The sequence below is a fragment of the Rathayibacter sp. CAU 1779 genome (assembly GCF_054551755.1).
The window spans coordinates 1,629,416-1,652,061 of sequence record NZ_JBTOLK010000001.1 but is presented as its reverse complement, the minus strand read 5'-3'; the positions used below and the strand labels follow the sequence as shown (position 1 = coordinate 1,652,061).

The following is a 22,646-nucleotide window of genomic DNA, read 5'->3' as shown; positions in this document are numbered from 1 at the left end:
GAAGATGTGACACGCTCGCAACACGGGAGTTACCGCGTGTTATCAATTCTTTATGAGGCTCAACTTGACAAGTGGTTTGTAAGGCAGCTTCACTAACAAACCATCGGGCAGATGCCTGTTGTCGCAAGGACGCACGGATCGAGGTGAGCATGGCGCAGTTGCGCGTGACGTCGAAGGCGTTGCCGGAGCACAACCGGCAGCACAACCGATCCCTGTTGCTGCAGACGCTCTTCCACGACGGACCGATGAGCCGCGCGGACCTCGCCCGCGAGTCCGGCCTCACCCGGGTCAGCGTCTCCGACCTCGTCAACGAGTTGGCGTCCGAGGGCCTCATCAGCGAACTGGGAACGCGCACAGGCGCCCACGTCGGCAAGCCGGCCCAGCTCATCGGGCTCAACGAGAACGCCTACCACGTCGTGAGCCTCGACCTGTCGGCCGACGATCGGTTCGTCGGCGCCATCATCGGCCTCGGCGGCGAGATCGTGCACCGTGCAGAGGTGCCGCTGGACAACGCCAAGGGCGACGACGCGGTGGCCAAGGCCGTCGGCCTGGCGCGCGACCTGGTGAAGCGGTCCACCGTGCGGTTGCTGGGCATCGGCGTCGGCACGCCTGGGATCGTCGATCAGGACGGGGTCGTGATCTCCGCGCCCAACCTCGATTGGACGGGACTCGACCTCGCCGACGTCTTCCGCACCGAGTTCGGCGTGCCGGTGCACGTCGGCAACGACGCGAACGCGGCTGCGCTCGCCATCCACACCTTCCACGACCCCGGCCAGAGCTTCATGCTCGTCGCCATCGAGCACGGCGTCGGGGCCGGCCTCATCATCGGCGGCGTGCTCGTCGAGGGCGAGCATTCGACGGCGGGCGAGATCGGCCACCTCGTCGTCGACGAGAACGGCGAGCGCTGCGTGTGCGGACGGAACGGATGCCTCGAGCAGGCCATCGCCGTCCCTCACCTCCGTGCGCGGTTGCGCGCGGCCGGTGACGCCCAGCGCGAGAGGGTGCTGACGGATGCCGGCCACTCCCTCGGTCTCGCCCTCTCCCCCGTCATCGCCGCGCTGGGACTCGACGACATCGTGCTCGCCGGCCCCAGGGATCTCGTCGAGGGAACGTTCCTCGACGCCGCACTGGACACCGTCCGTTCCCGGACACTGTCTGCGGTGGGCGACGGAGCCCGGATGACGATCGCCGACGACAGCCATGACCTCGTGCTGCTCGGCACTGCGGTGTTCGTGCTCGCCGCAGAGCTGGGGGTGTCGTGATGCTGGCGCTCCGGACCGACATCCGCTCCACCGCAGGGATGCGGATGGAGCACAACGAGAACGGAGCCGGGGGCACTCTCGCGAGGCGCCCCCAGCCCCGCCCCACACAGACTTCTGGGCTCACATCCCAGTCGGCGATCGCGACCTGAGGTCGACGCTCGCACCATGTCCGTGCTGACAACACGGACGCACATCCCTCACAAGGACGCGGAACGCCCGCGCTCATCAACACTAGGAGAAACATTGCGCAAGTCACGCATTCTCGCGGCCGGTGCCATCGGCATCGCTGCGGCGCTGGCGCTGAGTGCCTGTTCGGGCAGCGGAGCCGGCAGTTCCGACGCGAACGGCAGCAGCCTCTCGTCGGTCAACGGCAAGGGCAAGACCATCACGGTCTGGGCCATGAACGGCGACCTCACGAACGACACGCTGAAGGTCATCAACGACGAGTTCACCAAGGAGACCGGCGCCAAGGTCAAGGTGCAGCTCCAGGAGTGGAACGGCATCGGCCCCAAGGTCACCACCGCCCTCTCGACGACCACCCCGCCGGACGTCATCGACGTCGGAAACACGCAGGTGGCCGGTTACGCCGCCAACGGCGGTCTGCTCGACATCACCAAGTACAAGAGCGAGCTCCAGCAGGGCCGCACGTGGCTCGGCGGTCTCGAGGACCCGGCGACTGTCGACGGCAAGCTGTACGGCGTTCCGTCCTTCGCCGGCACCCGCGCCGTGATCTACAACAAGAAGATCTGGGCGGCAGCGGGCGTCACCGAGGCGCCGACGACGTACGACGAGTTCACCGCCGACCTCGACAAGATCAAGGCGGCGAACGCCGGCACCCCTGACTTCTCCGCCTTCTACATGCCCGGCCAGTTCTGGTACTCGGGCCTGCAGTTCGTGTGGGACGCCGGTGGAGACATCGCGACGCAGAGCGGCAAGACCTGGAAGGGCGGCTTCGAGTCGGCCTCGGCGCAGAAGGGCCTGACGGCCTGGAAGAAGTTCGAGAACGCATACTCGGTCGAGTCGGCCCGCACCCTGGACACCGACAAGCCGGACCAGGACCAGGTGTTCGCCGACGGCAAGGCCGCGACCATCCTCGGCAACGGCTGGGAGATCGGCTCGATCACCACGGACAACAAGAACCTGACCACCGACGACCTTGGCTCGTTCCCCTTCCCGGGTGTCTCCGGCAAGAACCAGCCCGTCATGCTCGGCGGCTCCGTGTGGTCCGTTCCGGTGAAGAGCAAGAACCAGCAGCTCGCACTGGTCTGGACGAAGATCGCCGCCAGCCCGAAGATCCAGGACAAGTACGTGTACGGCGTGCAGAAGTGGATCCCGAACAGCGTCGAGGGCGCCAAGGCCGCGACCGGCGACTCCAGCCTTCCGGAGATCCAGAAGGGCTTCTTCACGGCGGCACAGAACTCGAAGTCGACTCCGTCGGCAGCGAGCTGGTCCACCATCGAGGGCAACAAGTCGATCAACCAGTTCTTCGCCTCGATCGCCTCGGGCACCGCGACGCCGGCAGACGCCGCGAAGTCCTTCGACGCGACCCTCGAGAAGACTCTGAACGACCAGTAATCACCTCAACGGACAAACGATGAGTTCTCCCTCTGCAACCCTCGTTGCAGGCGAGGGCACGGCTGCCGCGGTCTCCCCGCGGCAGCCGCGTCCGCCCCGCCGCAACGGTTCCCGACTGTTCCCGCTCTGGCTGCTGACGCCGGCCGGACTCGTGATGATCGCCCTCGTGCTCGCGCCGATCGCGTTCCTGGTCTTCACCTCGTTCACCGACTACAACCAGCGCTCCCTGTTCACCGGCGCGTTCGATTTCGTCGGCTTCGACCAGTACACCAAGATCTTCGCCGACCCCGACTTCTGGTGGTCGGTCGTGCGCACGCTGCTCTTCACGACCGCCATGGTGGTGGGAACGATCGTGATCGGCATGGGGATGGCTCAGCTGCTCACGCGGCTCGGCACGGTGATGCGTTACGTCGTCACCGTCGTGATGATCTTCGCGTGGGCCATGCCGACCGTCGCATCCAGCCAGGTCTGGAACTGGCTGTTCCAGCCCGGCTACGGAGTCGTCAACTGGCTGCTCACCCAGACCCACCTGTTCGGCGACATGACCAACGTCGCATGGGCGAACAATCCGTTCCTCGCATACGTGTGCATCTGGCTGCTCATCGTGTGGGGCGGCGTTCCCCTGATAGCGCTCACGCTCTACGCCGCGCAGACCCAGGTGGACCCCGCGTACCTGGAGGCCGCACGCCTCGACGGCGCAGGCGAGGCACGGATCTACTTCTCGATCGTGCTCACGTTTCTGAGGCCGACGCTGCTGCTCATGACGATCCTGTCGGTGATCTGGGACTTCAACGTGTTCAACCAGATCTGGCTCGTGTCGCAGGGCGGACCCAACGACGCGACGGCGACCCTCGGCATCTTCGCGTACAAGACCGCGTTCGTCGGCACCCAGGTCGGCACCGGATCCGCCATCACCGTCGTCACGACGATCATGCTGCTGATCGTGACGGCGTTCTACATCCGCAACCTGCTCCGATCGGGAGAGGACCTATGAGCACCATCGTCGAACCCGCTGCGACGACCGCCCCCGCGATCGAGGGGACCGCGGATGCCGTTGCCGCGAAGACGAAGGCGAAGCGCGGCAAGCGTCCGCGCGTCTTCTCCAACGTCATCGCCGTGGTCTTCAGCGTGATGTGGATCTTCCCCGTCTACTGGATGGTCAACACGGCGTTCAAGCCGCGCGGCGAGGTGATGTCGTCCACCCCGATCTTCTTCCCGCACTCCCCGACGCTGTCGAACTTCATCGCGGCATTCACCGAGAGCAACTTCCTCCTCAACCTCCGCAACAGCGTGATCGTCGTCCTCGGCACCCTGATCGTGGCCATCGCGATCGGCGCGCTGGCCTCGGCGGCGCTGTCCCGGTTCCGATTCCGCGGCAGGAGGACGATCCTCGTCGTCATCCTCGCCGTGCAGATGCTGCCGGGGACCGCCCTGCTCATCCCGCAGTTCCTCGTGTTCAACAACCTGGGGCTGACGAACAACTACTTCGGGCTGATCCTCGCGTATGTGGCGGCGACGCTTCCGTTCTCCATCTGGGTCATGCGCGGCTTCTTCGTCGCCATCCCTGTCGAGGTGGAAGAGGCGGCACGCATCGACGGGGCGAGCGAGTTCCGCATCCTGTGGAGCGTGCTGTTCCCGCTCGTCACACCCGGCATCATCGCGACCAGCATCTTCGCGTTCATCGCCGCATGGAACGACTACCTGGTCGCGTACACGTTCATGAGCGACCAGTCGATGTACACGCTGCCGGTGTGGCTCGTGTCGTTCACCACGCCGACGACCGGAACGGACTTCGGGGGCCAGATGGCGGCATCCGTGCTGTTCTCGCTGCCTGTGGTCGTGTTCTTCCTGATCATTCAGCGCAACCTCGTCTCCGGCATGTCGGCCGGGGCGGTGAAGGGCTGATCTGAACCGAGCCCTCCGATGCCGGGCTCCTGCGCCGCCGTGCGGGGACTCGACGCGACACGTCGCCCACTCAGGCGGCTGGCCGGCGTGTCGCGCCGATCCTCCGCACGGCGGTTTCCGTGCCTCCGCGCAGTTCAGGCGGGGGATACAGCGTGCCTGGGCTGAACGCGGAGCGACGGCGATCAGGCCGCAGCGGGTGCGGCAGGCACTGCCGGTTTCGGATGCTTCGGGCGGCGTCCCCAGATCGACAGCACGAGAACGCCGAGCACCGAGATCACGATGAGGCCGATGAAATAGAAGGTCTGCGTGAGGCTCGATATCTCCTGGGCCGTCGACGGCAGAAGGAAGCCATAGGTCAGCTGGGTCAGTGCGCTTCCCGTGAATTTCACTGCCAGCCAGGTCGAGATGAAGCTCATCGAGTCCCACAACCCGTGCAGGATGACGACGGCCACGAAGGCGATCACCACCGCCCACCACTTCGCGGTCTTGCCGATCGCCGCGAAGATCGCCGCGCCGAGGATCGCCGTCCAGAGCACGTGCCCCACCGGCGTGAGGATCCCGCGCAATGCCTCGGTCTGCAGGATCGAGAGCAGGTCGATCCCTCGCCGGGTGAGGCCGGCGTTGAACGCGTAGCCCGCCGATTCGAACGCGGCGAATCCGGCGCCGACGACGGCACCGAGGAGCGCGCCCTGGTGTCCGTTCTTCGGACGCACTGCCAGTCCGATCACCACGAAGACCGCGCCCTTGCAGAACTCCTCGATGGCACCGACCCCGAGGTAGATGTACCAGGACGGCTGCAGGTTCACCTCGAGGATCGACGCACCCAGCACACCGAAGATGCCGCCGATGAAGAACGCGAGGATGAGCCTGGTCATATCCAGGTTGCCCTCGGTGCGCTCCGAGGCGTACATCACGACGGTGAAGGGCACGAGGAAACTGCCCAGCAAGATCACCGTCGGCACGAGGTTCGTGTTCTGGGTGCCGAACGTGACGGCAGCCGTGATGATCCACAGCACGATTCCGCCGAGAAGCGTCTTCCACCACCAGCCGTGTCGCTTCGGCTTCGCCGCGCGTGTTCCGGCTCCCGTTGCGGTCCCGCCCACCCGTGGATCCGACCCCGGCGCGGCATCCGACGTTCCGCTCATCACAGTCCCCTCCGTGCGCCAACACGCATCCGCTTTGTCAGACTGCCCTGCTGCATCCGAGGATCCATCGGCTGATCCGGGTGATTTGTCTGCCATGGAGGCGACGGTCAACGTGCCTGACCCGGTCGTGCGGATGCCTACAACGCGCGGCGACGACACGCCCGCCCTCCTGTACGCACCGTGCATCGGCACTGAGGTTCGGCATCGGTCGGAGTAGGTTGCTGCGGTGCGTGCCACGGTGATGGCTGCACCACCTCACTCGCTTCGCGCAGAGCCGCGCTCGGACACCGCGACGCGGACAATCGGCGCCCACGCGGTGCCCGAGCACGAAAGGCGAGCCCATGAGCGACAGCATCCTGTTCGAGGTCTCCGACGGTCTGGCCCATCTCACGCTGAACCGGCCGGATCGGCTGAACGCCATCGACGACGTTGCGGCACACCGTTGGCGCGAGCTGGCGCATGAGGTGGCGGATCGCGACGACATCCGCGCCGTGCTGTTCGACGCAGCGGGTCCGGCATTCTGCGCGGGTGGCGACGTGATGGCGATGGGATCCATGGGCGGCGACGGCCAGGCGGTCGCCGGGCATGCCGACGTCATCCACGAGGGACATCGCGTCTTCGCCGAGACGCCGAAGCCGATCGTCGCCGCGGTGCAGGGCGTGGTCGCCGGCGGAGGCCTCGGCTTCATGCTGACCGCGGACTACATCGTGGCGAGCGACGCGGCCATGTTCGTCTCGAAGTACGCCGACATCGGGCTCACCCCGGACTGCGGGGTCAGCACGCTCCTGCCGCAGGCCGTGGGTCCACGGCGCGCCCTGCAGCTGCTGCTCAGCGATCGCTCCCTGACCGCGGCTGAGGCGCTGGACTGGGGGCTGGTCGCCGAGGTGGTGCCCACCGACGACCTCTCGGCGCGCGCCCACGCCGTCGCCGAGCGCTGGCTCGCCGGCGCGTCGGGAGCGTACGGCCAGGCCAAGCGCCTCGTACGCAGCGGTCTCCATCGCGACTACACGGCGTCTTTGGACGACGAGGCCCGAAGCATCGGCGCCGCCTTCGAGACTCCGGATGCCCGTGCCCGCATCGCCGCGTTCGCCGCGCGGTCGTCCCGCTGAGACGCCCGCACGCCACTACCCCTGAGACGATCCGAGGAGATCAGACACATGACGAACACGCTCGAGGGTCGCACGATCCTGATGTCAGGCGGCAGTCGCGGCATCGGCCTGGCCATCGCGGTGCGTGCCGCGCGCGACGGCGCCAACGTGGCGCTGCTCGCGAAGACCGACACACCGGATCCCCGGCTTCCCGGCACCATCCACACCGCGGCGGAGGAGATCCGCGCCGCAGGCGGTCGGGCACTCCCGATCGTCGGCGACGTGCGCAACGACGACGACATCGCGCGCGCCGTCGAGGCGACGGTCGCCGAGTTCGGACGTCTCGAAATCGTCGTGAACAACGCGAGCGTCATCAACCTCTCGCGCACGCTCGACCTCGATCCGAAACGATACGACCTCATGCAGGACGTCAACGTGCGCGGAACGTTCATGCTGTCGCGTGCCGCGATCCCACACCTGAAGAACGGGTTCAACCCGCACATCCTCTCGCTCAGCCCGCCGATCAACCTCGATCCGAAGTGGCTCGGAGCCCACACCGGGTACACGCTCGCCAAATACGGCATGAGCATGGTCACGCTCGGCCTCGCCGCCGAGTTCGCACGCGACGGCATCGCCGCCAACACGCTGTGGCCGCGCACCACGATCAAGACGGCGGCGGTGGGCAACATCCTGGGCGGCGAGCAGCTGCTGGCCAGGAGCCGCACCCCGGAGATCTACGCGGATGCCGCGTACGAGGTGCTCATCAAGCCATCACGTGAGTACACCGGCCGCTCGCTCGTCGTCGAGGACGTGCTCGCGGATGCCGGTGTCACCGACCTCGCGCAGTACTCCCCCGGGGTGCCGGAGAGCGACCTCTTCCCCGACGTCTTCCTCTAGTCGACACCGCTTCCTCTGGGCAGAACCGCGACCAGCGACGACGGATGCCTTCCTCCTCCGGGAGCAGGGCATCCGTTTCGCGTCGCTCGACGACTCGGGTCAGCGATCCGATGGTTCGCCCTCATCGTCATCGTCGTCCGTCTTCGAGGACCGCGAGAAGCCCAGCGAGCCCAGCAGGCCTGAGGAACCGGACGACCTTCCCCAGCGCGACGGGCGCGCAGGTCGGGACGATGGGGTCGAGTCGTCGGAATCCGTCGATTCAGGGGAATCCGACGCCTCGTCGGCGTCGGGGGCCTCCGTCGAGTCCAACGAGCGGAGCCCCGCGGTCGATGTCGACCCCAGCCCCGGAGTCGACGCCGAGCCGAGCCAGCTCGAGCCGAAGTCGCCGAGCAGGCTGCCGGATCCGCCGACCGAGCCGGTGCCGACCTCCCCGCCGATCTTCGCAGTCAGGGGGTTGAAGTACGACGCGCGCTGCTGCGGCGTCTGCGCCCTGCCCGTGACTCCCGGGCGCTGCTGCCAGGGAAGCGGGCCGGTGGAGTGCCGGTATTCGACGCCGATCGCGTCCAGCCGCAGCAGGTGCTGGTCGAGACGGAACAGGAAGTCGTCGTAGTCGCGCTCGCCGTCGAACCACAGCGCCTCGGCGAGAGCGCACAGCCTCGGGAACGCGAAGTAGTCGACGGTGCGCGGCGAATCCATGTGCTCGGTCCAGATGTTGCCCTGGCCGCCGAGCACGTGCGCCGCTTCTTCTGGCGTGAGCTGCTCGGGAACGGGCTCGAAGCGGTAGACGTCGGAGATGGTGAGCACGGTGCCGACCGGGATCGGCTCCTCCGTGCGGTCCGACTGCCGGTAGTCCAGGTACACCTGGTCGTCAGGGCAGGAGACGACGTCGTGTCCGGCCTTGGCAGCGGCGACCGCTCCGGTCATGCCGCGCCACGACGCCACCGTCGCGCCCTTGCCGAGCTTCGTCGTGCCACCCTCGAGGATCTCGTCCCAGCCGAACAGACGACGTCCGCGCCGAGAGAGATGGTCGTCGAGACGGCCGATGAACCAGGCCTGAAGCTCGTCTTCGTTCGCCAGACCGAGCTCCTGCTTGCGCTGCTGCGTGCGCTCGTCGAGCCGCCATCCGTTCTTCGGGCATTCGTCGCCGCCCACGCCGATGAACGGCGACGGGAAGATCTCCATCACCTCGTCGAGGACGTCGGTGAAGAAGTCGACGGTGGACTCCTCGAGGTTGATGACGTTGTCGTCGATGCCCCATCGGGTCCAGACCCCGAGCGATTCGCTCTCCTCGCGCGCGAGGCCCAGCTCCGGGTAGGCGGCGATGGCGGCCTGCGTGTGCCCGGGAGAGTCGATCTCCGGCACCACGTTGATGGCACGATCCGTGGCGTAGCCGACGATCTCACGGAGGTCGTCCTGCGTGTAGAAGCCGCCGTGCGGACGGGAGTCGCCTCGCGAGTACGACGCAGCGCCGAGCTGGCTCTCCCGTCGCCAGGATCCGATCTCCGTGAGCTTCGGGTATTTCTTGATCTCGACGCGCCAGCCCTGGTCGTCGGTGAGATGCAGGTGCAGCGTGTTCAGCCGGTGCATCGCCATCAGGTCGATGAACCGCAGCACGTCGTGCTTGGGCATGAAGTGCCGTGCGACGTCGAGCATGGCGCCCCGCCAGCGGAACCGCGGCGCATCCTGGATGCTCACCACCGGCACCGTCCACGGCACGCCCAGCACGCGGCCCCTGCGATAGATCTGCGGGGGGAGCAGTTGCACCAGGGACTGGCATCCGTAGAACACGCCGGCGGGTCCGCCACCAGAGATGCGGATGTCGACCGGCGTCACCTCCAGCGTGTAGCCCTCAGGTGCCAGCTCCGGGTTCCACTCCAGCACGATCGCGCCGTTCGGTCCCGTCTCGAGCGGGAATCCGGTGGCCGGACGCAGCGCGTTCTGCAGCCAGGATGCCGCACCCGCCAGTTCCGCGGGCGCCGTGATGCGAGTGATACGGGAGAGTTCGAAGACGCCTTCGCCGACGGCGAGGGCGCTCGGGCGCGGAAGCAGCATGACCACTAGCTTTCCAGGTTTCGATGGCGCCTGTGGCGATCCTCAGTGCACGGTATCGACCGTCGCCAGGATCGAACCCCGGAAGCCCGAGTCGGTCAGAGCGCCGCGGTGAACTCGCGCGCCCTGCGACGGATGTCGTCCCAGTCCGACGCCGCAAGAGCCTCGGCCGGCACCACGGAGGACCCCGCGGTGACGGCGTAGGAGCCCGCGTCGAGGAACGAGCGCGCGTTGTCGGCCACGATGCCGCCGGAGGCGATGAGGCGCGCCATCGGCATCGGCCCGAGCAGGTGGCTGAAGTGGTCGGGTCCGGCCGTCTGCGCCGGGAACACCTTCACCGCCCACACCCCCAGCGCCAGTGCCTGCATGATCTCGCTCGGGGTGAATGCGCCCATCATGAGCGGTACCGATGCCTCCGCCGCAATCTCCGCGATCTGGGGGCTGAGTCCCGGTGTGGCGATGAAGTGAGCGCCGGCATCCAGGGCGCTGCGCGCCTGCGCCGGCGTGAGCACGCTTCCCGCTCCGATCAGCGCACCCGTCTCGCGCGCGGTCGCGCGGGCGATGTGAGTCTCGACGTCGGGCGTGGTGAACGTGAACTCGATGGCGTGGATGCCGCCGGCGACGAGCGTGTCGGCGAGCGCCGCCGCATCCGGGATCACGCTGGCGCGGATGAGCGCCATCGCCCGATCGTCGCCGATGATGTCGATCTCCGGCATGTCGCCTCCTTGTTGGAATGGTGCTGGGACTCCGCTGCCGAGCCTCGCCGTTCAGGATGCCAGCACAGCTCTGGCTGCACCGATCTCGTCACTCACCGGACCGAGCAGCGGATCCTCCGACAGCGGGAGCGTGCCGGGTGGTCTGCCCTCGCGGATCGCCGTCGACAGGTCGGTGAGTGCCGCGCCCAGCCCGGCGACGGCATCCGGATCCGCGGCGGTGCGGGTCTGGGCGGCGCGGATGGCCGTCGAGGTGATGGCATCCGTCACGCGCTCCAGAGCGACGATCTCCGGCCACCACGTTGCGGCGGCCGTGCTGATCGGGGGTGGTTCGGCGAGTGTCTGCTGCACGAGCGTGCGGAGGTCGGACAGGCGACGGTACGTGGCGCGGCGGGCGGCCGAGCGGTCGCGCGCATCCGCTCTTCTGGCGGCCCCGTCGCCGCCACCGGGCGCGAGAGCCACGCCCAGGTACGAGCCGACGTCGGATGCGACATCCGCGACCCGTCCGCCGAGGTGCCGTGCCGACCGCCAGGTCGACGGCCACGGCAGGTAGCCGACCAGAATGACGATCGCGCTGCCGATGAGCGTGTCGGTGACCCGGCTCACGATGAGTCCGGTGTCTCCGCCGTGCGCGAGCTCCAGCAAAATGACGATCACCGGCGTGATGAAGATGGAGAACAGGCCGTAGTTGCGGCGGATGGCTACCGGCATCCCGCCGGCGAGCACGGCGAGCGCCAGCACCTGCGGCCATCCGGACGGCAGGACGACCACGACGGCCGCGCCGACCAGCACCCCGACGACCGTGCCGAGGCCGCGCTGAACGGCGCGCGCGAACACGGATCCGAAGTCCGGCTTCATGACGACGGCGACGGTGAGCGTGATCCAGTACGGGCGCTCGAGCGGCAACAGAACACTGATCGCCTCGGCGACGGCGACGCACACCACAAGACGCAGCACCGCGAACCACGTCTCGCCACCGCTCGTCAGGTGGTCGAGAGCCGTGCGAAGGCGCTCGCGAGGGGTCACGCGCGGCAGGCCGATGGCATCCGGTCGCTGGATGGGCACGGTCATGGTGACCGGATCGTCGCCGGAGAGCAGCGAGCCGACGAGTCGGAGCGACGACGCGAGCGCCGCCCTGCCGGGAGTGGTGCGGTCCGGAGGCTGGAGGACGGGCGGCGGTGCCGAGGGATCCTCGATCGAACGCGCGACGGCACGCAGCGCGTTCGGCACCGCAGCCGGCACCTGCTCGCCTTCCGCGACGACCGCGGTCACTGCCTCCACGACCGGCGTGGCGGCGTTCAGGAGGGTGACGAGCGTGCGCCAGCGCGGATCGCGACCGGCCAGCGACGTGCGGGCCGACACCATGAGGTCGTACGCCTGATTGAGCGCCGTCGTCACATCCCGGCGCGCGGCGTCGACCTCGGCGGTGCCGGCCGCGTCGAGCTGCGCGGCCACCGCCGAGTAGACGGATGCCACTGCCGCGCGTTCCGGAACCCGTGGTCGCCGATCCACGAGGATCGCGATGCCCGTCAGCGCGAGCCGCCACGCCGCCCCGACCAGGAACACCAGTGGCGCCAGCCACAACGGCCGAAGACCGAAGTCGATCCCGCTGCCGACCACGGAGTAGACGAGGAACTGCAACGCCGCCTGCGACGCGTTGGCGCTGATCACGCCTGCGATCCCCGAGATCAGCGCAGCGGTGACCACCACGATCACCGTCGCCGCGTCGTTGCCCAGCGCGAGAGATCCGACCGTGAGGCCCACAACCGCGAACACCGTCGTGGTCCCGATGCGACGCACCCGTTCCACCGTGGGACCGCCTCGATCCGACACCGACGCGACGAGCGCACCGATGGACGTCAGCACCCCGAGTCCGAGGATCGCGGGATCGTTCCCCATGACCGCCAGTGATACCCCGACCGGAACGGACACGGCGACGGCCGTGATGATGGCGAGATCCCACGGGACGGCCGCCCTTCGCGCCCTGACGAGCTCACGGACCCAGGAGCTGGAGGGCGCTCCCGGAGGTGTCGACATGGATCACACGGTACCGCGCACCCGGCACGGCAACCGGGCACGACTTTCCAGAGCGAGCCGCGGCATCCAGGTCAGCGGGTGAGCGCGCGCAGGGCCCAGAGGATCGTGGCGAGGTCGACGCCCTCCTGCAGCAACGCGCCGACGATCGCCGGGATCACGCCGAACACCGCGATCACCATGAGCACGACACTGAGTGCCATCCCCAGCCAGATGCACTGCAGCGCGACATTCGTGGTGCGGCGCCCGATCTCGAGCGCCCTGGCGGTCTTGCCGATGTCGTCGACCATGACGACGACATCGGCGGACTCGCTCGCCGCCGTCGAGCCGCGCGCGCCCATCGCCACGCCCACATCGGCGGATGCCAGCACCGGCGCATCGTTCACGCCATCGCCCACCATCATCACCGGCCGTCCGGCGAGGTCGCGGACGAGCTTCACCTTGTCCGCCGGCAAGCAGTCCGCATGCACGTCGTCGATGCCGAGCTCGCTCGCGATGTGCTCGGCCGTCGCCAGCTGGTCGCCGGTGATCATGACGAACGCGCGCACGCCGAGGCGGCGCATCCGCTCCACGGTGGCTCTGGCGTTCTCCCGCACACGGTCCGCCATCACGACCTCGCCGGCATAGCGTCCGTCGATGGCGGCGTAGACGGAACTCTGGCCGCCCGCCGGGGGCGCGTCGGTGACGTCCGCTCCCTGCTCGGCGACGAACGACCGCTTGCCGACCGCGACGCGTGCTCCCCCGATCGTCGCCTCCACGCCGTTCGTCGCCACCTCCCTGGCGTCGGCGGCCGGCACCAGTTCGATGCCGCGGGACACGGCCTCTTCGAGGACAGATTGGGCCAGCACGTGCGACGAGTACTGTTCGGCGCTGGCGACGGATGCCAGCAATCGCGCCTCCGACATCCCCTCCGCGGGCCGCACCGCCACCACCTGAGGCGTACCGCGCGTCAGCGTCCCTGTCTTGTCGAACGCGACCGTGCGGATGCGCGCGAGCTGCTCGAGCGTGCCGCCCGACTTCACGATCACCCCGTCGCGCGCCCCGCGGCTCATGCCGGAGATGAAAGCGACGGGTGCGGCAATGAGCAGCGGACACGGTGTCGCGACGACCATCACCTCGGCGAAACGCACCGGATCCCCGCTCACCCACCACCCGATCGCCGCGATCACGAGTGCGAGCACGGTGAACGGCACGGCGTACCGATCCGCGAGGCGCACGATCGGAGCCCTGGACTCGCTCGCCTCGGTGACCAGCCGCACGACCTGCTGGTACTGGCTGTCGGCGGCGACGGCATCCGCCCTGATGGTCACGGCCGTCGGGCCGTTCACCGAGCCGGACAGCACGCGGCCGCCCGCCACGATGCCGACCGGGAGGCTCTCTCCGGTGAGCGAGGACTCGTCCATCGTCGCGTGGTCGCTGACCAGCGTGCCGTCGACCGGGACCACCTCGCTCGGCCGCACGAGGAGCGTGTCGCCGATCGCGGCATCCGCGACGGGGATGTCGGTGATGCCGCCGTTCTCGTCGACCCGGTGCGCCTCGACAGGGCTCTGCGCCAGCAGCGAGCGCACGGCGCTGCGTGCGCGGCGACCGGCGTAGTCCTCGAGCGCCTCGCCGCCGGAGAGCATGAGCACGATGACGAGCGTCGCCCAGTACTCGCCGACGAAAATCGTGCTGACGATGGCGACGATCGCGAGCACGTCGATGCCGACATGGCCGGACCGCAGCTCGCGGATCATCCCCCAGAACTGGATTCCCGCGATGACGAGGCCGAACGCGCTGACCAGCCACTGGGCACCCACAGGCCATCCGGCCAACTGCACGATGCCCGCCACGATACCGACGGCCACCGCGATCGCGACGATCGGATACCTGCGCATGAACGTCCCCACCCGACGCATGGGAGTCAGTATCGCATCGAGGTGTTGGGGGGTGCGGCTCGAGCTTCTGGAGCTACTCCAACATCTGTGCCAGCGCCGCGTGCGGATCGCCGCTGAAATTGTGAGCGGATGGCGGCTGCGGCCAGTGGGTGGTCTGGTCGTCGGGCCAGCATGGGACGACGTGGAAGTGCAGGTGCGGCACGCTTTGGCCGGCGTCGGAACCTGAAGCCTGCAGAACGACAACCCCCGTGGCGCCGAGTGCTCCGCGCATCGCGCGGCCGACACGCTGCACAAGGGCCATGGCCGAAGAGAGCGCGCACGGATCGGCGGCCAGCAGGTCGATCGCATGCTGAACAGGAACGACGAGGGTGTGACCGGGAGCGAGTTCCGAATCCGGCAGCGGCGCGAACGCGACGACCTGTTCTTCGCGCGCGACCCAGATCGCGGGTGACTGCTCGGCGATGATGCGGCAGAACACGCAGTCGTCCATGTCTTTCATCCCCGACGATCCCACAAGTCGTCCGCACTGCCTGGCCCATGGCGACACCCCACTACTCTCACACCATGCGGATCGTCGTCTCCGGAACTCATGCGAGCGGGAAGAGCACCCTGATCTCCGATTTCGCGATCCGCCATCCCGAGTTCACGGTGCTGCCCGATCCGTTCGACCTCCTCGACGAGAGCTGGGACAGTCCCGGTGCGGCGATGTTCGCGGCGCAGCTTCGTGTGGCGGCGGATCGGCTCCGGCCCGACGAGTTCACGGGGAACCTCATTGCCGAGCGCGGCCCGCTCGACTTCCTCGCCTACCTCTTGGCACTCGACGAGCTGGGGACGGGATCGTCCGGCTCGCCCGAACAGCTCGAGCGTTGGACGTCGATCACGGGCGAGGCTCTCAGCCGGGTGGACCTGCTCGTGGCGCTGCCACTCACAGCAGGCGATCCGATCGAAGTCAGTGCAGACGAGGGTCTCGAGCTGCGGGATGCCATGAACGACAGGCTGCTCGAGCTAATCGACGACCCCGATCTTGTCGGTGCCCGGCCGAGAGTCGTCGAGATCGTCGGCAGCCCGAGTCAACGTCTGGCGATGCTGGAGTCTGCGGTGCGGGATCTACGAGCGTGATGTCCAGGCGTCGAAGTGATCCGACGCTCTCGACGAAATGGCGTGGTGCCGTGAGCGCCTCGGTACCGTGAGCCGGGGCGTCATCGGGACCTCGCGCGTGGAATGCTGGGCCGATGACCCCGAATGTACGTGAAGCATCGACCGACGGCCGGGAGCTCTTGGGCCGGCTGGTCGACTTCTACTTGCATGATTTCTCGGAGTTCGACGGCCGTGACGTGCAGGCGGACGGCTCGTATCACTACGAATGGCTCGACGCCTACTGGACAGACGCCGACCGGAAGGCCTATCTCTTCGATGTCGATGAGCACCCAGCCGGGTTCGCGCTCGTCAGGCTGATCGACCCGTTGGAGATGGCCGAGTTCTTCATGCTCCGCAAGTACCGGCGCAGTGGCATTGGTACGGCTGCCGCGCGTGACGTCATCGCTCGGCATCCCGGGCCGTGGATCATCACCCAGGTCCCCGGCAACGAGGCGTCGATGTCGTTCTGGCGGCGCGCGATCCCGGTGCCGTTCGAGGAGCGACGACATGCGGACGGGCACGTCGAGCAGCGGTTCACGGCCGCTGGCTGATCGGTCGATCTTCGGGCACTTCGGAGCTTCTCACTGCCGCCGCCCCAGACTGTCTCTCACGATCGGATGCTCGCCGCGCCCACCGCACGCCGCTCCCCGCCCCGGCTTGACCCACTGCACGCCACTCCCCGCCCGGATCCACCCACCCCGGCGCACGCACCTGCGGCACGCCGCCGCGCATCCGTACCGACCAGCCGCCTGTGTCGATCGAGCGGTGATGGAACCAGCAGAGCGTGACCCCGTTGCTCGTGTGGGTCGGGCCACCGCGTGAGTGCTCGCGCACGTGGTGCACCTCGCACCACGACGCAGGGACGCGGCATCCGGGGATGACGCATCCTCCGTCGCGCACGGCGATCGCCCTGCGCTGCTGCGGTGTGAAGCATCGTTCGGGCGACCACAGCGAGAGGATCGCTCCGTCGGCGTTCAGCACCATCTTCTGGATGCCGCCCGTGCAGGCGAACTGCGTGACCGCCACCATCGGGATGGGATCGTCGACCCCGTCGATCCAGCCGGCACCGCGGCCGTCGAGCAGGTCGGACTGTTTCACCGTGACGAGCACTGTCGGCGCGGCTCCGCCCATCGAGGCGACGTCCGTCGAGCGAGAGGCAGCGTCAATCAGCGAGGCGAAAGCGTCGTGTCGCTTCTGCGCGGACGTCCGCTCGTCGCAGGCGCCGTTCAGTGAGGCGCGCTGTACCGAGGCGCGCTGTACTGAGATGCCCTGGGCAGACACGTCCTGCAGGGTGACCCCCTCGCCGGATACTCCAGCGCTGGCAGGACCCAGGAACACCGACGCCGACTTCGGCGACACGATCGCGGCGATCGCCTGCTCGAGCTTGCCGGAGATCTCGGGCACGAGGTCCATTCGGTAGCGCACCAGACCGTCGTGTGTGCCCACCCGTGTCAGCCCACGGCGACGCATGGCATCCTCGGCGTCGGTCTCGACACCGTCCGGGTCGAGTGCTGCCTGCCACACTGTCGCCTGCACCTTCGTCTGGTCGGCAGTGAAGCCGGCCACGGCATCCGCCACCAGCTGGGTCTCGGCAGCCGACCAGTCCTGCCGGTCGGCGCGATGCTCGACGGCACCCAGCATCGACACGATCACGCGCGCAGAGTCCTCGCCGAGCTCGCCGGATGCCACGGCCCACGCCACGGCCGGAAAGCGCGGCGGCAACTCCCCGCCCGTCAGCGAATCGCGTGGAGCAATGGCCGTTCCGAGGCTCGCGCGTCGTGATGCCGTCGCCTCCGACGCACCCGTGACCCTGGCGATGAGTTCCGCCGGTGTGCGGCAGCCCATGCGAGCCGACAGCCGCTCGGATCCGAGTCCCTTCGCAGAGCGCTCCGTGATCTCCGCCGCGCAGTGCAGGCGGAGTGAATCCACTCGGCGACCGAGGCTCTCGACGGCCCGTGTCGCTGCGAGCAGTGCCTCATCACCGAGGCCGTGCATCTCGGCCGCGCCGAGCACCTCGTCGATCGCCGCCGCGAGCTCGTCGAGGCTCTCCGCGAGTCGCGCGGCATGCGCGACCGTGAGGTCGGCAACGGGGGCGATCGGGGTGGTCATACAGATCAGTGAAGCAGTAGCCACCGACATTATGATTATCGATCTGACCTGGGATTTAACCTGTGCAAAGGTCGCACAAGAGGTCGCCTGTGGACGGAGAGACGGAACGATCCCGACACGCCCGCGGAGGCCGGTGATCCTGCCGAAGCCGCGGTGTGTCCAGTCCAGCCCACGGTGGCAGGAAAGCCGTCGCGTATCAGTAGAGTCGCCAGCGTGACTACCACGTCATCCCTGCAGAGGCTCACCGCGGCCGCCATCGATGCTCTCACCGGAGAGCGCTGGGGGATCATGGATGCCGCTCCCCACGTTTCCCCTCGGCCGGGACTCTATGCGATCCACGAGACATCGTCGGAGTGACCTCCGCCGCCGGGAGCCAGTGGGTCTCGCTCGGAGAGCTCACGAAGAAGGGGAACCCGTGGCACCCGCTCTATCGTTCAGGCGATACGCCGCTTCTGCCCTTCGACATCGCCGAATACATGGCTGCGCAGAACTGACCCGAGTCGGGAAACTCCTGACCGCCGATCAGACCGGATCCGTGAACGAAACCGGCTTGCCGACGGCCCGGGCGTACGCGATCTCCCTGCTCGTTGACTCCCCGATGTACTCGCCAGGATTGACGACGAGGACCCGGTCTGCCAGGTCGATCTTGCGCAAATGGAGCGCGTCGAGCATGGTCTTCTGCTTGTCGGTGATCGATTCGCCTGCTTCGCCAGGAGCGACGACGATGACGCCGCCGAGTGTCAGCTCTCGGTTGGCTGCACGCATCTCCTCCGCGAAGCGGACGGAGCCGCAGATGCAAACAATCTCGACCGAAGCCACATCAGCCCCTCCGCACTCGCAACGTCACCACCTGGAACGGTCGCACGTTGAGTCGCACCGATCCCGAGACCGCGGCCTCGTCCGAGCCCGCATCCGCATCCGCATCCGCATCCGCATCCGACCCTTCCACCCCGTCGACCGCGGCGAGCTCGTCCTCCAACAGGTCCGTCTGCACCACCGATGCCACGTCGAATCCGAAGCGCACCGTCGCCGATGTGCGCCTGCCGAGCGCCTCGTAGAGCCGCACGATCACGTCGCCTGAGCGGTCCTCCGCGAGCTTGACCGCCTCGACGAGCACGCCGTCCCCTTCGACGGTGACGAGCGGTTCGATGGGAGCTGCGGCCACGCGCAACGGGAGGTTGAGCGCGTAACCGGCGGCGATGGCATCCGCGATCTCGGCGCCCACAGTCAGGGATGAACGCACGACGTGCTCGCCCTGGTCCGCCTCGGGGTCGGGGAACAGCGGCGCCCGCAGCAGCGACTGGCGCACGAGCGTCGAGGTGCCGCCGCCCCGACGCTGCCGCCGCGTGATGTCGTGACCGTACGTGGAGTCGTTGGCGACGGCGACACCGAAGCCCGGCTCGCCGACGTGCACCCAGCGGTGCGCTGAGGTCTCGAAGCGGGCGACGTCCCACGACGTGTTCTCGTGCGTGGCCCGGTGCACATGCCCGAACTGCACCTCGCTCGCGGCACGCTCTGCGCGCACATCGAGCGGGAAGGCGAGCTTGAGCATCCGCTGACGCTCGTGCCAGTCCACACGCGTCGTGATCTCGAGAGTCGGTGTGTCCGCCGCGAGGGTGAACTCCTGCTCGATGGTGGAATCGCCGACGCTGCGGCTCACGCGCACACAGCCGCGATCATCGTCGACGTCGAGCGTCACCGCACCGTCGAGGTCCTGTTCGTGGCGGCGGTAGAACTCGTCGACATCCCAGGCGTCCCACTTGGTCGGGGTGTCGCGGAAGAGCTGCAGGCCTGCGGATTCACCGGGCGCGATGGCCTCGCGTCCGCTCGCCAGATCGAGTGCCGAGACGACGCGACCACGGGCATCCAGCACGAACCGGGCGCGGGCGCTCTGCAGCACCACGGTGTCGCCGTCGCGGCGAACGGATGCCTGTGGCGCGGCATCCGCGATCCCCGCTCCCAGGGCGGGCACGCCGCGCACCGCGACGGGGGCGGCGTTGACGAGGACACCCGCGTCACGGCTCTCGCCGCCGAGCGCGTCGAGGGCGCCGTCGATCAACGCCATCACGTTCTCGGCCACCACCGCATAGTTGCGCTCCGCCTCGCGGTGCACCCACGCGATCGATGACCCGGGCAGGATGTCGTGGAACTGCTGCAGCAGCACCGTGCGCCACGCTCCGGCGAGCGCGTCATACGGATACTCGGCACCGGTGCGAACGGCCGCCGTCGCCGCCCACAGTTCCGCCTCGCGCAGCAGGTGCTCGCTGCGCCGGTTGCCCTGCTTCGTGCGCGCCTGTGACGTGTAGGTGCCGCGGTGCAGCTCGAGGTACAGCTCCCCCGACCAGACGGGCGGATGCTCGTACTCGGCCTTCGCCCGCGCGAAGAACGACTCCGGCGTGCCGAGTTCCACGGTCGGAGACCCGTCGAGCGAGCGAGCCCTGCGTCCCGCCGCGATCATCTCGCGCGTCGGTCCGCCACCGCCGTCGCCGTGTCCGAACAGCGCCAGCGACGAGTTCGCCGCGCCCTTCTCGGCGTATTGCCGATCGGACAGCGCGAGCTCGCGCTGCGACAGGTCCGAGTTGTAGGTGTCCATCGGTGGAAAGTGCGTGAACATGCGCGTACCGTCGATGCCCTCCCACAGGAAGGTGTGGTGCGGGAAGCGGTCCGTGTCGTTCCAGGAGATCTTCTGGGTGAGGAACTGCTGGATCCCGGCGCCCGCCAGCAACTGGGGCAGGGCTCCGGTGTATCCGAAGGAGTCCGGCAGCCATCCGGTGCTGGCGCGGACGCCGAACTCGCGCTGGAAGAATCCCTGGCCGGCGAGGAACTGACGCACCATCGCCTCGCCGCCCACCATGTTCGTGTCCGACTCCACCCACATGCCCCCGACGGGCACGAAGCGGCCCTCGGCGACGCGTTCGCGGATCCGCTCGAACAGCTCCGGATAGAACTCCTTCACCCACGCGTACTGCTGTGCCGATGAGCAGGCGAACACGAAGTCCGGATCCCGATCCATGAGTGCCAGCACGTTCGAGAACGTGCGCGCGCACTTGCGGATCGTCTCCCGCGTCGGCCACAGCCACGCCGAGTCGATGTGGGCGTGCCCCACCGCCGTGATGTGGTGCGCACTCGCTGCGGCCTCGACACCGAGCACGCCCGCGAGCACCTCGCGTCCGATCCCGGCCGTGCCTGCGACGTCGTGTGGATCCATCTCGTCGCACATCCGCTCCAGCGCGCGCAGGATCTGCGCGCCCCGGTTCGATGCGGCAGGAAGCTGCGCGTGCAGCCCGAGCAGCGTGACGACGTCGCGCTCCAGCTCCCAGACGGTGACGTCGCGCAGGGCGAGGTCGATTGCACGCAGCACATAGAGAGGAGCGGATCCCGCCGTCGCCTTGTCGCCCAGCGGAGTGGGCTGCCAGTCCCAGGGGAAGCCGACGTCGGGGTTCGAGGCGGCCTCGAGGTAGACGTCCACGCCCGATCCCGACGTGAACGCGTCCAACGGGACGGCCGTGTTGAACGGCTCGACAGCCTTCACGACCACGCCGTTCGGTGTGTAGATCAGCCCTTCGGCCTGGAATCCGGGCTGGGCGTTCGAGAATCCGAGGTCCGCGACCATCTCGACCGCGAGTGCGGCCTCTGGGTCGCGACCTTCCGGATCCGCGGATGCCGCACGCCAGGCATCCGGAACCGTGCCGGTCACGCGGAACCACGTCGTGCCCCACGCCCTCCCCCACGGGGTGCCGGGCGCGACGGGCGCGAATGGATGCGTCACGGCATCCGCGAACGGGATCGGCTCGTCCGGCACCTCCCACGCCGTGACGGAGAGCGGGATACGCTCGCGGTAGACGGCCGGCGTGATGCGCTCGGCGAGGAAACGGTTGATGCGCTCGAGGACGAGGCGCGAATCGTCGTGCACGTGGTGCTCCTTGGTGCGTTGTGGTGTGTGCGATTCGGTCGGGTGGTCGGAACGAGAACGGATGCGTCGACGTATTCAGTGAGTCATTCTCATCCCTTCACGGCGCCCGCCAGCGCCGACCCTCCACCGAGTGCCCGCGACGTGAAGACGTAGAGCGCGAGCACCGGAACCGAGTAGACGAGCGAGAAGGCGGCGAGCTTGCCATAGGCCACCGCGCCGTACTGTCCGAAGAAGGCGTAAATGCTGACCGCGGCAGGCTGCTTCTCCGGGCTGAGCAGCAGCACGAAGGGGATGAAGAAGTTCCCCCATGCCTGCACGAACACGAAGATGAACACCACAGCGATCCCCGGCCGCATGAGCGGGACGACCACCCTCGTCAGCGTCGACATCATGGACGCTCCGTCGGTCCAGGCCGCCTCTTCGAGCGTGACGGGCACCGAATCCATGAAGTTCTTCATCATCCAGATGGCCATCGGCAGGCTCGTCGCCGACATGAAGAGGATGGTGCCCCACACGGAATCGAGCAGGTTGAGGGAGACGAAGAGGTTGTAGACCGGCACCATCATCGCGGTGATCGGCAGACACGTGCCGAACAGGATCCCGTACATGAACGGCTTGTTGATCCTCAGCCGGTAGCGCGACAGCGGGTACGCGGCGAGAACAGCGACGACCACCGTGATGACGGCGCATCCGAGGGAGATCAACGCGCTGTTCCACAGGGGCGCGAACGCCAGCCCCGGTGTGAGCACCGAGGTGAAGTTGTCGAGTGTGAAGGGGGCCGGCCACTTCAGGGTCAGCAGTGCGGAACCATCGAAGGAGGCGAGGAGCAACCATGCGAGCGGCAGCGCAAAGCAGATGCCGATCACGACAAGAACACTGTTGGACACACCACGTAGCGCACGGCCGGAGGGCGACGTGAGAGCCACCGCCATACGTGCCATG

Annotated in this window: 20 protein-coding genes; 10 read left to right on the top strand and 10 right to left on the bottom strand. The window is 68.0% G+C overall.

Going from position 1 to position 22,646, the window contains the following annotated elements; all coding sequences use genetic code 11:
* Positions 1–149 precede the first annotated feature (149 nt).
* From ACX9R5_RS07525 to ACX9R5_RS07510, 4 genes are all read left to right on the top strand, one after another.
* Positions 150–1,262, top strand: a complete 1,113-nt coding sequence (locus tag ACX9R5_RS07525; protein ID WP_459408366.1) for an ROK family transcriptional regulator — start codon at positions 150–152, stop codon at positions 1,260–1,262.
* Between the two features lie 243 nt (positions 1,263–1,505).
* Complete coding sequence (locus tag ACX9R5_RS07520) at positions 1,506–2,837, top strand: extracellular solute-binding protein (RefSeq protein WP_459408365.1); 1,332 nt, start codon at positions 1,506–1,508, stop codon at positions 2,835–2,837.
* Between the two features lie 19 nt (positions 2,838–2,856).
* Entirely contained in the window at positions 2,857–3,831 is a 975-nt protein-coding gene (locus ACX9R5_RS07515) for a carbohydrate ABC transporter permease (RefSeq protein ID WP_459408364.1), read from the top strand.
* Complete coding sequence (locus ACX9R5_RS07510; protein WP_459408363.1) at positions 3,828–4,742, top strand: carbohydrate ABC transporter permease; 915 nt, start codon at positions 3,828–3,830, stop codon at positions 4,740–4,742. The genes ACX9R5_RS07515 and ACX9R5_RS07510 overlap by 4 nt, the downstream gene beginning before the upstream one ends.
* 182 nt (positions 4,743–4,924) lie before the next feature.
* Here the strand turns inward: ACX9R5_RS07510 and ACX9R5_RS07505 are convergent, their stop codons facing one another.
* Positions 4,925–5,887, bottom strand: a complete 963-nt coding sequence (locus ACX9R5_RS07505; RefSeq protein WP_459408362.1) for a PrsW family intramembrane metalloprotease — start codon at positions 5,885–5,887, stop codon at positions 4,925–4,927.
* A gap of 341 nt (positions 5,888–6,228) precedes the next feature.
* Between ACX9R5_RS07505 and ACX9R5_RS07500 the strand changes: the two genes are divergently transcribed.
* Positions 6,229–6,996 (top strand): enoyl-CoA hydratase/isomerase family protein, encoded by a 768-nt coding sequence (locus ACX9R5_RS07500; RefSeq protein ID WP_459408361.1) that lies wholly within the window; start codon positions 6,229–6,231, stop codon positions 6,994–6,996.
* Between the two features lie 48 nt (positions 6,997–7,044).
* Complete coding sequence (locus ACX9R5_RS07495; RefSeq protein ID WP_459408360.1) at positions 7,045–7,872, top strand: SDR family oxidoreductase; 828 nt, start codon at positions 7,045–7,047, stop codon at positions 7,870–7,872.
* A gap of 99 nt (positions 7,873–7,971) precedes the next feature.
* Here ACX9R5_RS07495 and ACX9R5_RS07490 read toward each other — a convergent pair whose 3' ends face one another.
* The 5 genes from ACX9R5_RS07490 to ACX9R5_RS07470 all read right to left on the bottom strand — a co-directional run bounded on the left by ACX9R5_RS07490 (position 7,972) and on the right by ACX9R5_RS07470 (position 15,044).
* Complete coding sequence (locus ACX9R5_RS07490; RefSeq protein WP_459408359.1) at positions 7,972–9,924, bottom strand: beta-N-acetylhexosaminidase; 1,953 nt, start codon at positions 9,922–9,924, stop codon at positions 7,972–7,974.
* Positions 9,925–10,019: 95 nt separating this feature from the next.
* Positions 10,020–10,637 (bottom strand): bifunctional 4-hydroxy-2-oxoglutarate aldolase/2-dehydro-3-deoxy-phosphogluconate aldolase, encoded by a 618-nt coding sequence (locus tag ACX9R5_RS07485; RefSeq protein ID WP_459408358.1) that lies wholly within the window; start codon positions 10,635–10,637, stop codon positions 10,020–10,022.
* 51 nt (positions 10,638–10,688) lie between these two features.
* On the bottom strand, positions 10,689–12,671 hold the full coding sequence (locus ACX9R5_RS07480) for an FUSC family protein (RefSeq protein WP_459408357.1): 1,983 nt from the start codon (positions 12,669–12,671) through the stop codon (positions 10,689–10,691).
* Positions 12,672–12,742: 71 nt separating this feature from the next.
* A complete protein-coding gene (locus ACX9R5_RS07475) occupies positions 12,743–14,566 on the bottom strand; it encodes a heavy metal translocating P-type ATPase (RefSeq protein WP_459408356.1) in 1,824 nt (607 codons plus the stop codon).
* A 52-nt stretch (positions 14,567–14,618) separates the two neighbouring features.
* A complete protein-coding gene (locus ACX9R5_RS07470; RefSeq protein ID WP_459408355.1) occupies positions 14,619–15,044 on the bottom strand; it encodes an HIT family protein in 426 nt (141 codons plus the stop codon).
* A 65-nt stretch (positions 15,045–15,109) separates the two neighbouring features.
* Between ACX9R5_RS07470 and ACX9R5_RS07465 the strand changes: the two genes are divergently transcribed.
* The gene (locus ACX9R5_RS07465; protein WP_459408354.1) at positions 15,110–15,664 is read left to right on the top strand and encodes a DEAD/DEAH box helicase family protein; all 555 of its coding nucleotides are present in this window, start codon (positions 15,110–15,112) and stop codon (positions 15,662–15,664) included.
* A gap of 158 nt (positions 15,665–15,822) precedes the next feature.
* The gene (locus tag ACX9R5_RS07460) at positions 15,823–16,233 is read left to right on the top strand and encodes a GNAT family N-acetyltransferase (RefSeq protein ID WP_459408353.1); all 411 of its coding nucleotides are present in this window, start codon (positions 15,823–15,825) and stop codon (positions 16,231–16,233) included.
* Here ACX9R5_RS07460 and ACX9R5_RS07455 read toward each other — a convergent pair.
* Positions 16,217–17,791 (bottom strand): HNH endonuclease signature motif containing protein, encoded by a 1,575-nt coding sequence (locus ACX9R5_RS07455; protein WP_459408352.1) that lies wholly within the window; start codon positions 17,789–17,791, stop codon positions 16,217–16,219. The genes ACX9R5_RS07460 and ACX9R5_RS07455 overlap by 17 nt on opposite strands.
* A gap of 213 nt (positions 17,792–18,004) precedes the next feature.
* Here ACX9R5_RS07455 and ACX9R5_RS07450 point away from each other — a divergent pair, with 213 nt between their 5' ends.
* Together ACX9R5_RS07450 and ACX9R5_RS07445 are read left to right on the top strand one after the other, a co-directional pair.
* Positions 18,005–18,148 carry a hypothetical protein gene (locus tag ACX9R5_RS07450; protein ID WP_459408351.1) on the top strand — a complete coding sequence of 48 codons (144 nt, stop codon included), beginning with the start codon at positions 18,005–18,007 and terminating at the stop codon, positions 18,146–18,148.
* Positions 18,145–18,285: a hypothetical protein gene (locus ACX9R5_RS07445; protein ID WP_459408350.1), complete on the top strand. Its 141-nt coding sequence runs from the start codon at positions 18,145–18,147 to the stop codon at positions 18,283–18,285. Before ACX9R5_RS07450 ends, ACX9R5_RS07445 begins: the two co-directional genes overlap by 4 nt.
* A gap of 28 nt (positions 18,286–18,313) precedes the next feature.
* On the opposite strand, the gene ACX9R5_RS07440 is transcribed toward ACX9R5_RS07445, so the two are convergent.
* The 3 genes from ACX9R5_RS07440 to ACX9R5_RS07430 all read right to left on the bottom strand — a co-directional run bounded on the left by ACX9R5_RS07440 (position 18,314) and on the right by ACX9R5_RS07430 (position 22,645).
* A complete protein-coding gene (locus tag ACX9R5_RS07440; protein WP_459408349.1) occupies positions 18,314–18,556 on the bottom strand; it encodes a hypothetical protein in 243 nt (80 codons plus the stop codon).
* A 55-nt stretch (positions 18,557–18,611) separates the two neighbouring features.
* Positions 18,612–21,704 (bottom strand): alpha-mannosidase, encoded by a 3,093-nt coding sequence (locus ACX9R5_RS07435; protein WP_459408348.1) that lies wholly within the window; start codon positions 21,702–21,704, stop codon positions 18,612–18,614.
* A gap of 89 nt (positions 21,705–21,793) precedes the next feature.
* On the bottom strand, positions 21,794–22,645 hold the full coding sequence (locus tag ACX9R5_RS07430; RefSeq protein WP_459408347.1) for a carbohydrate ABC transporter permease: 852 nt from the start codon (positions 22,643–22,645) through the stop codon (positions 21,794–21,796).
* Position 22,646: the final 1 nt, after the last annotated feature.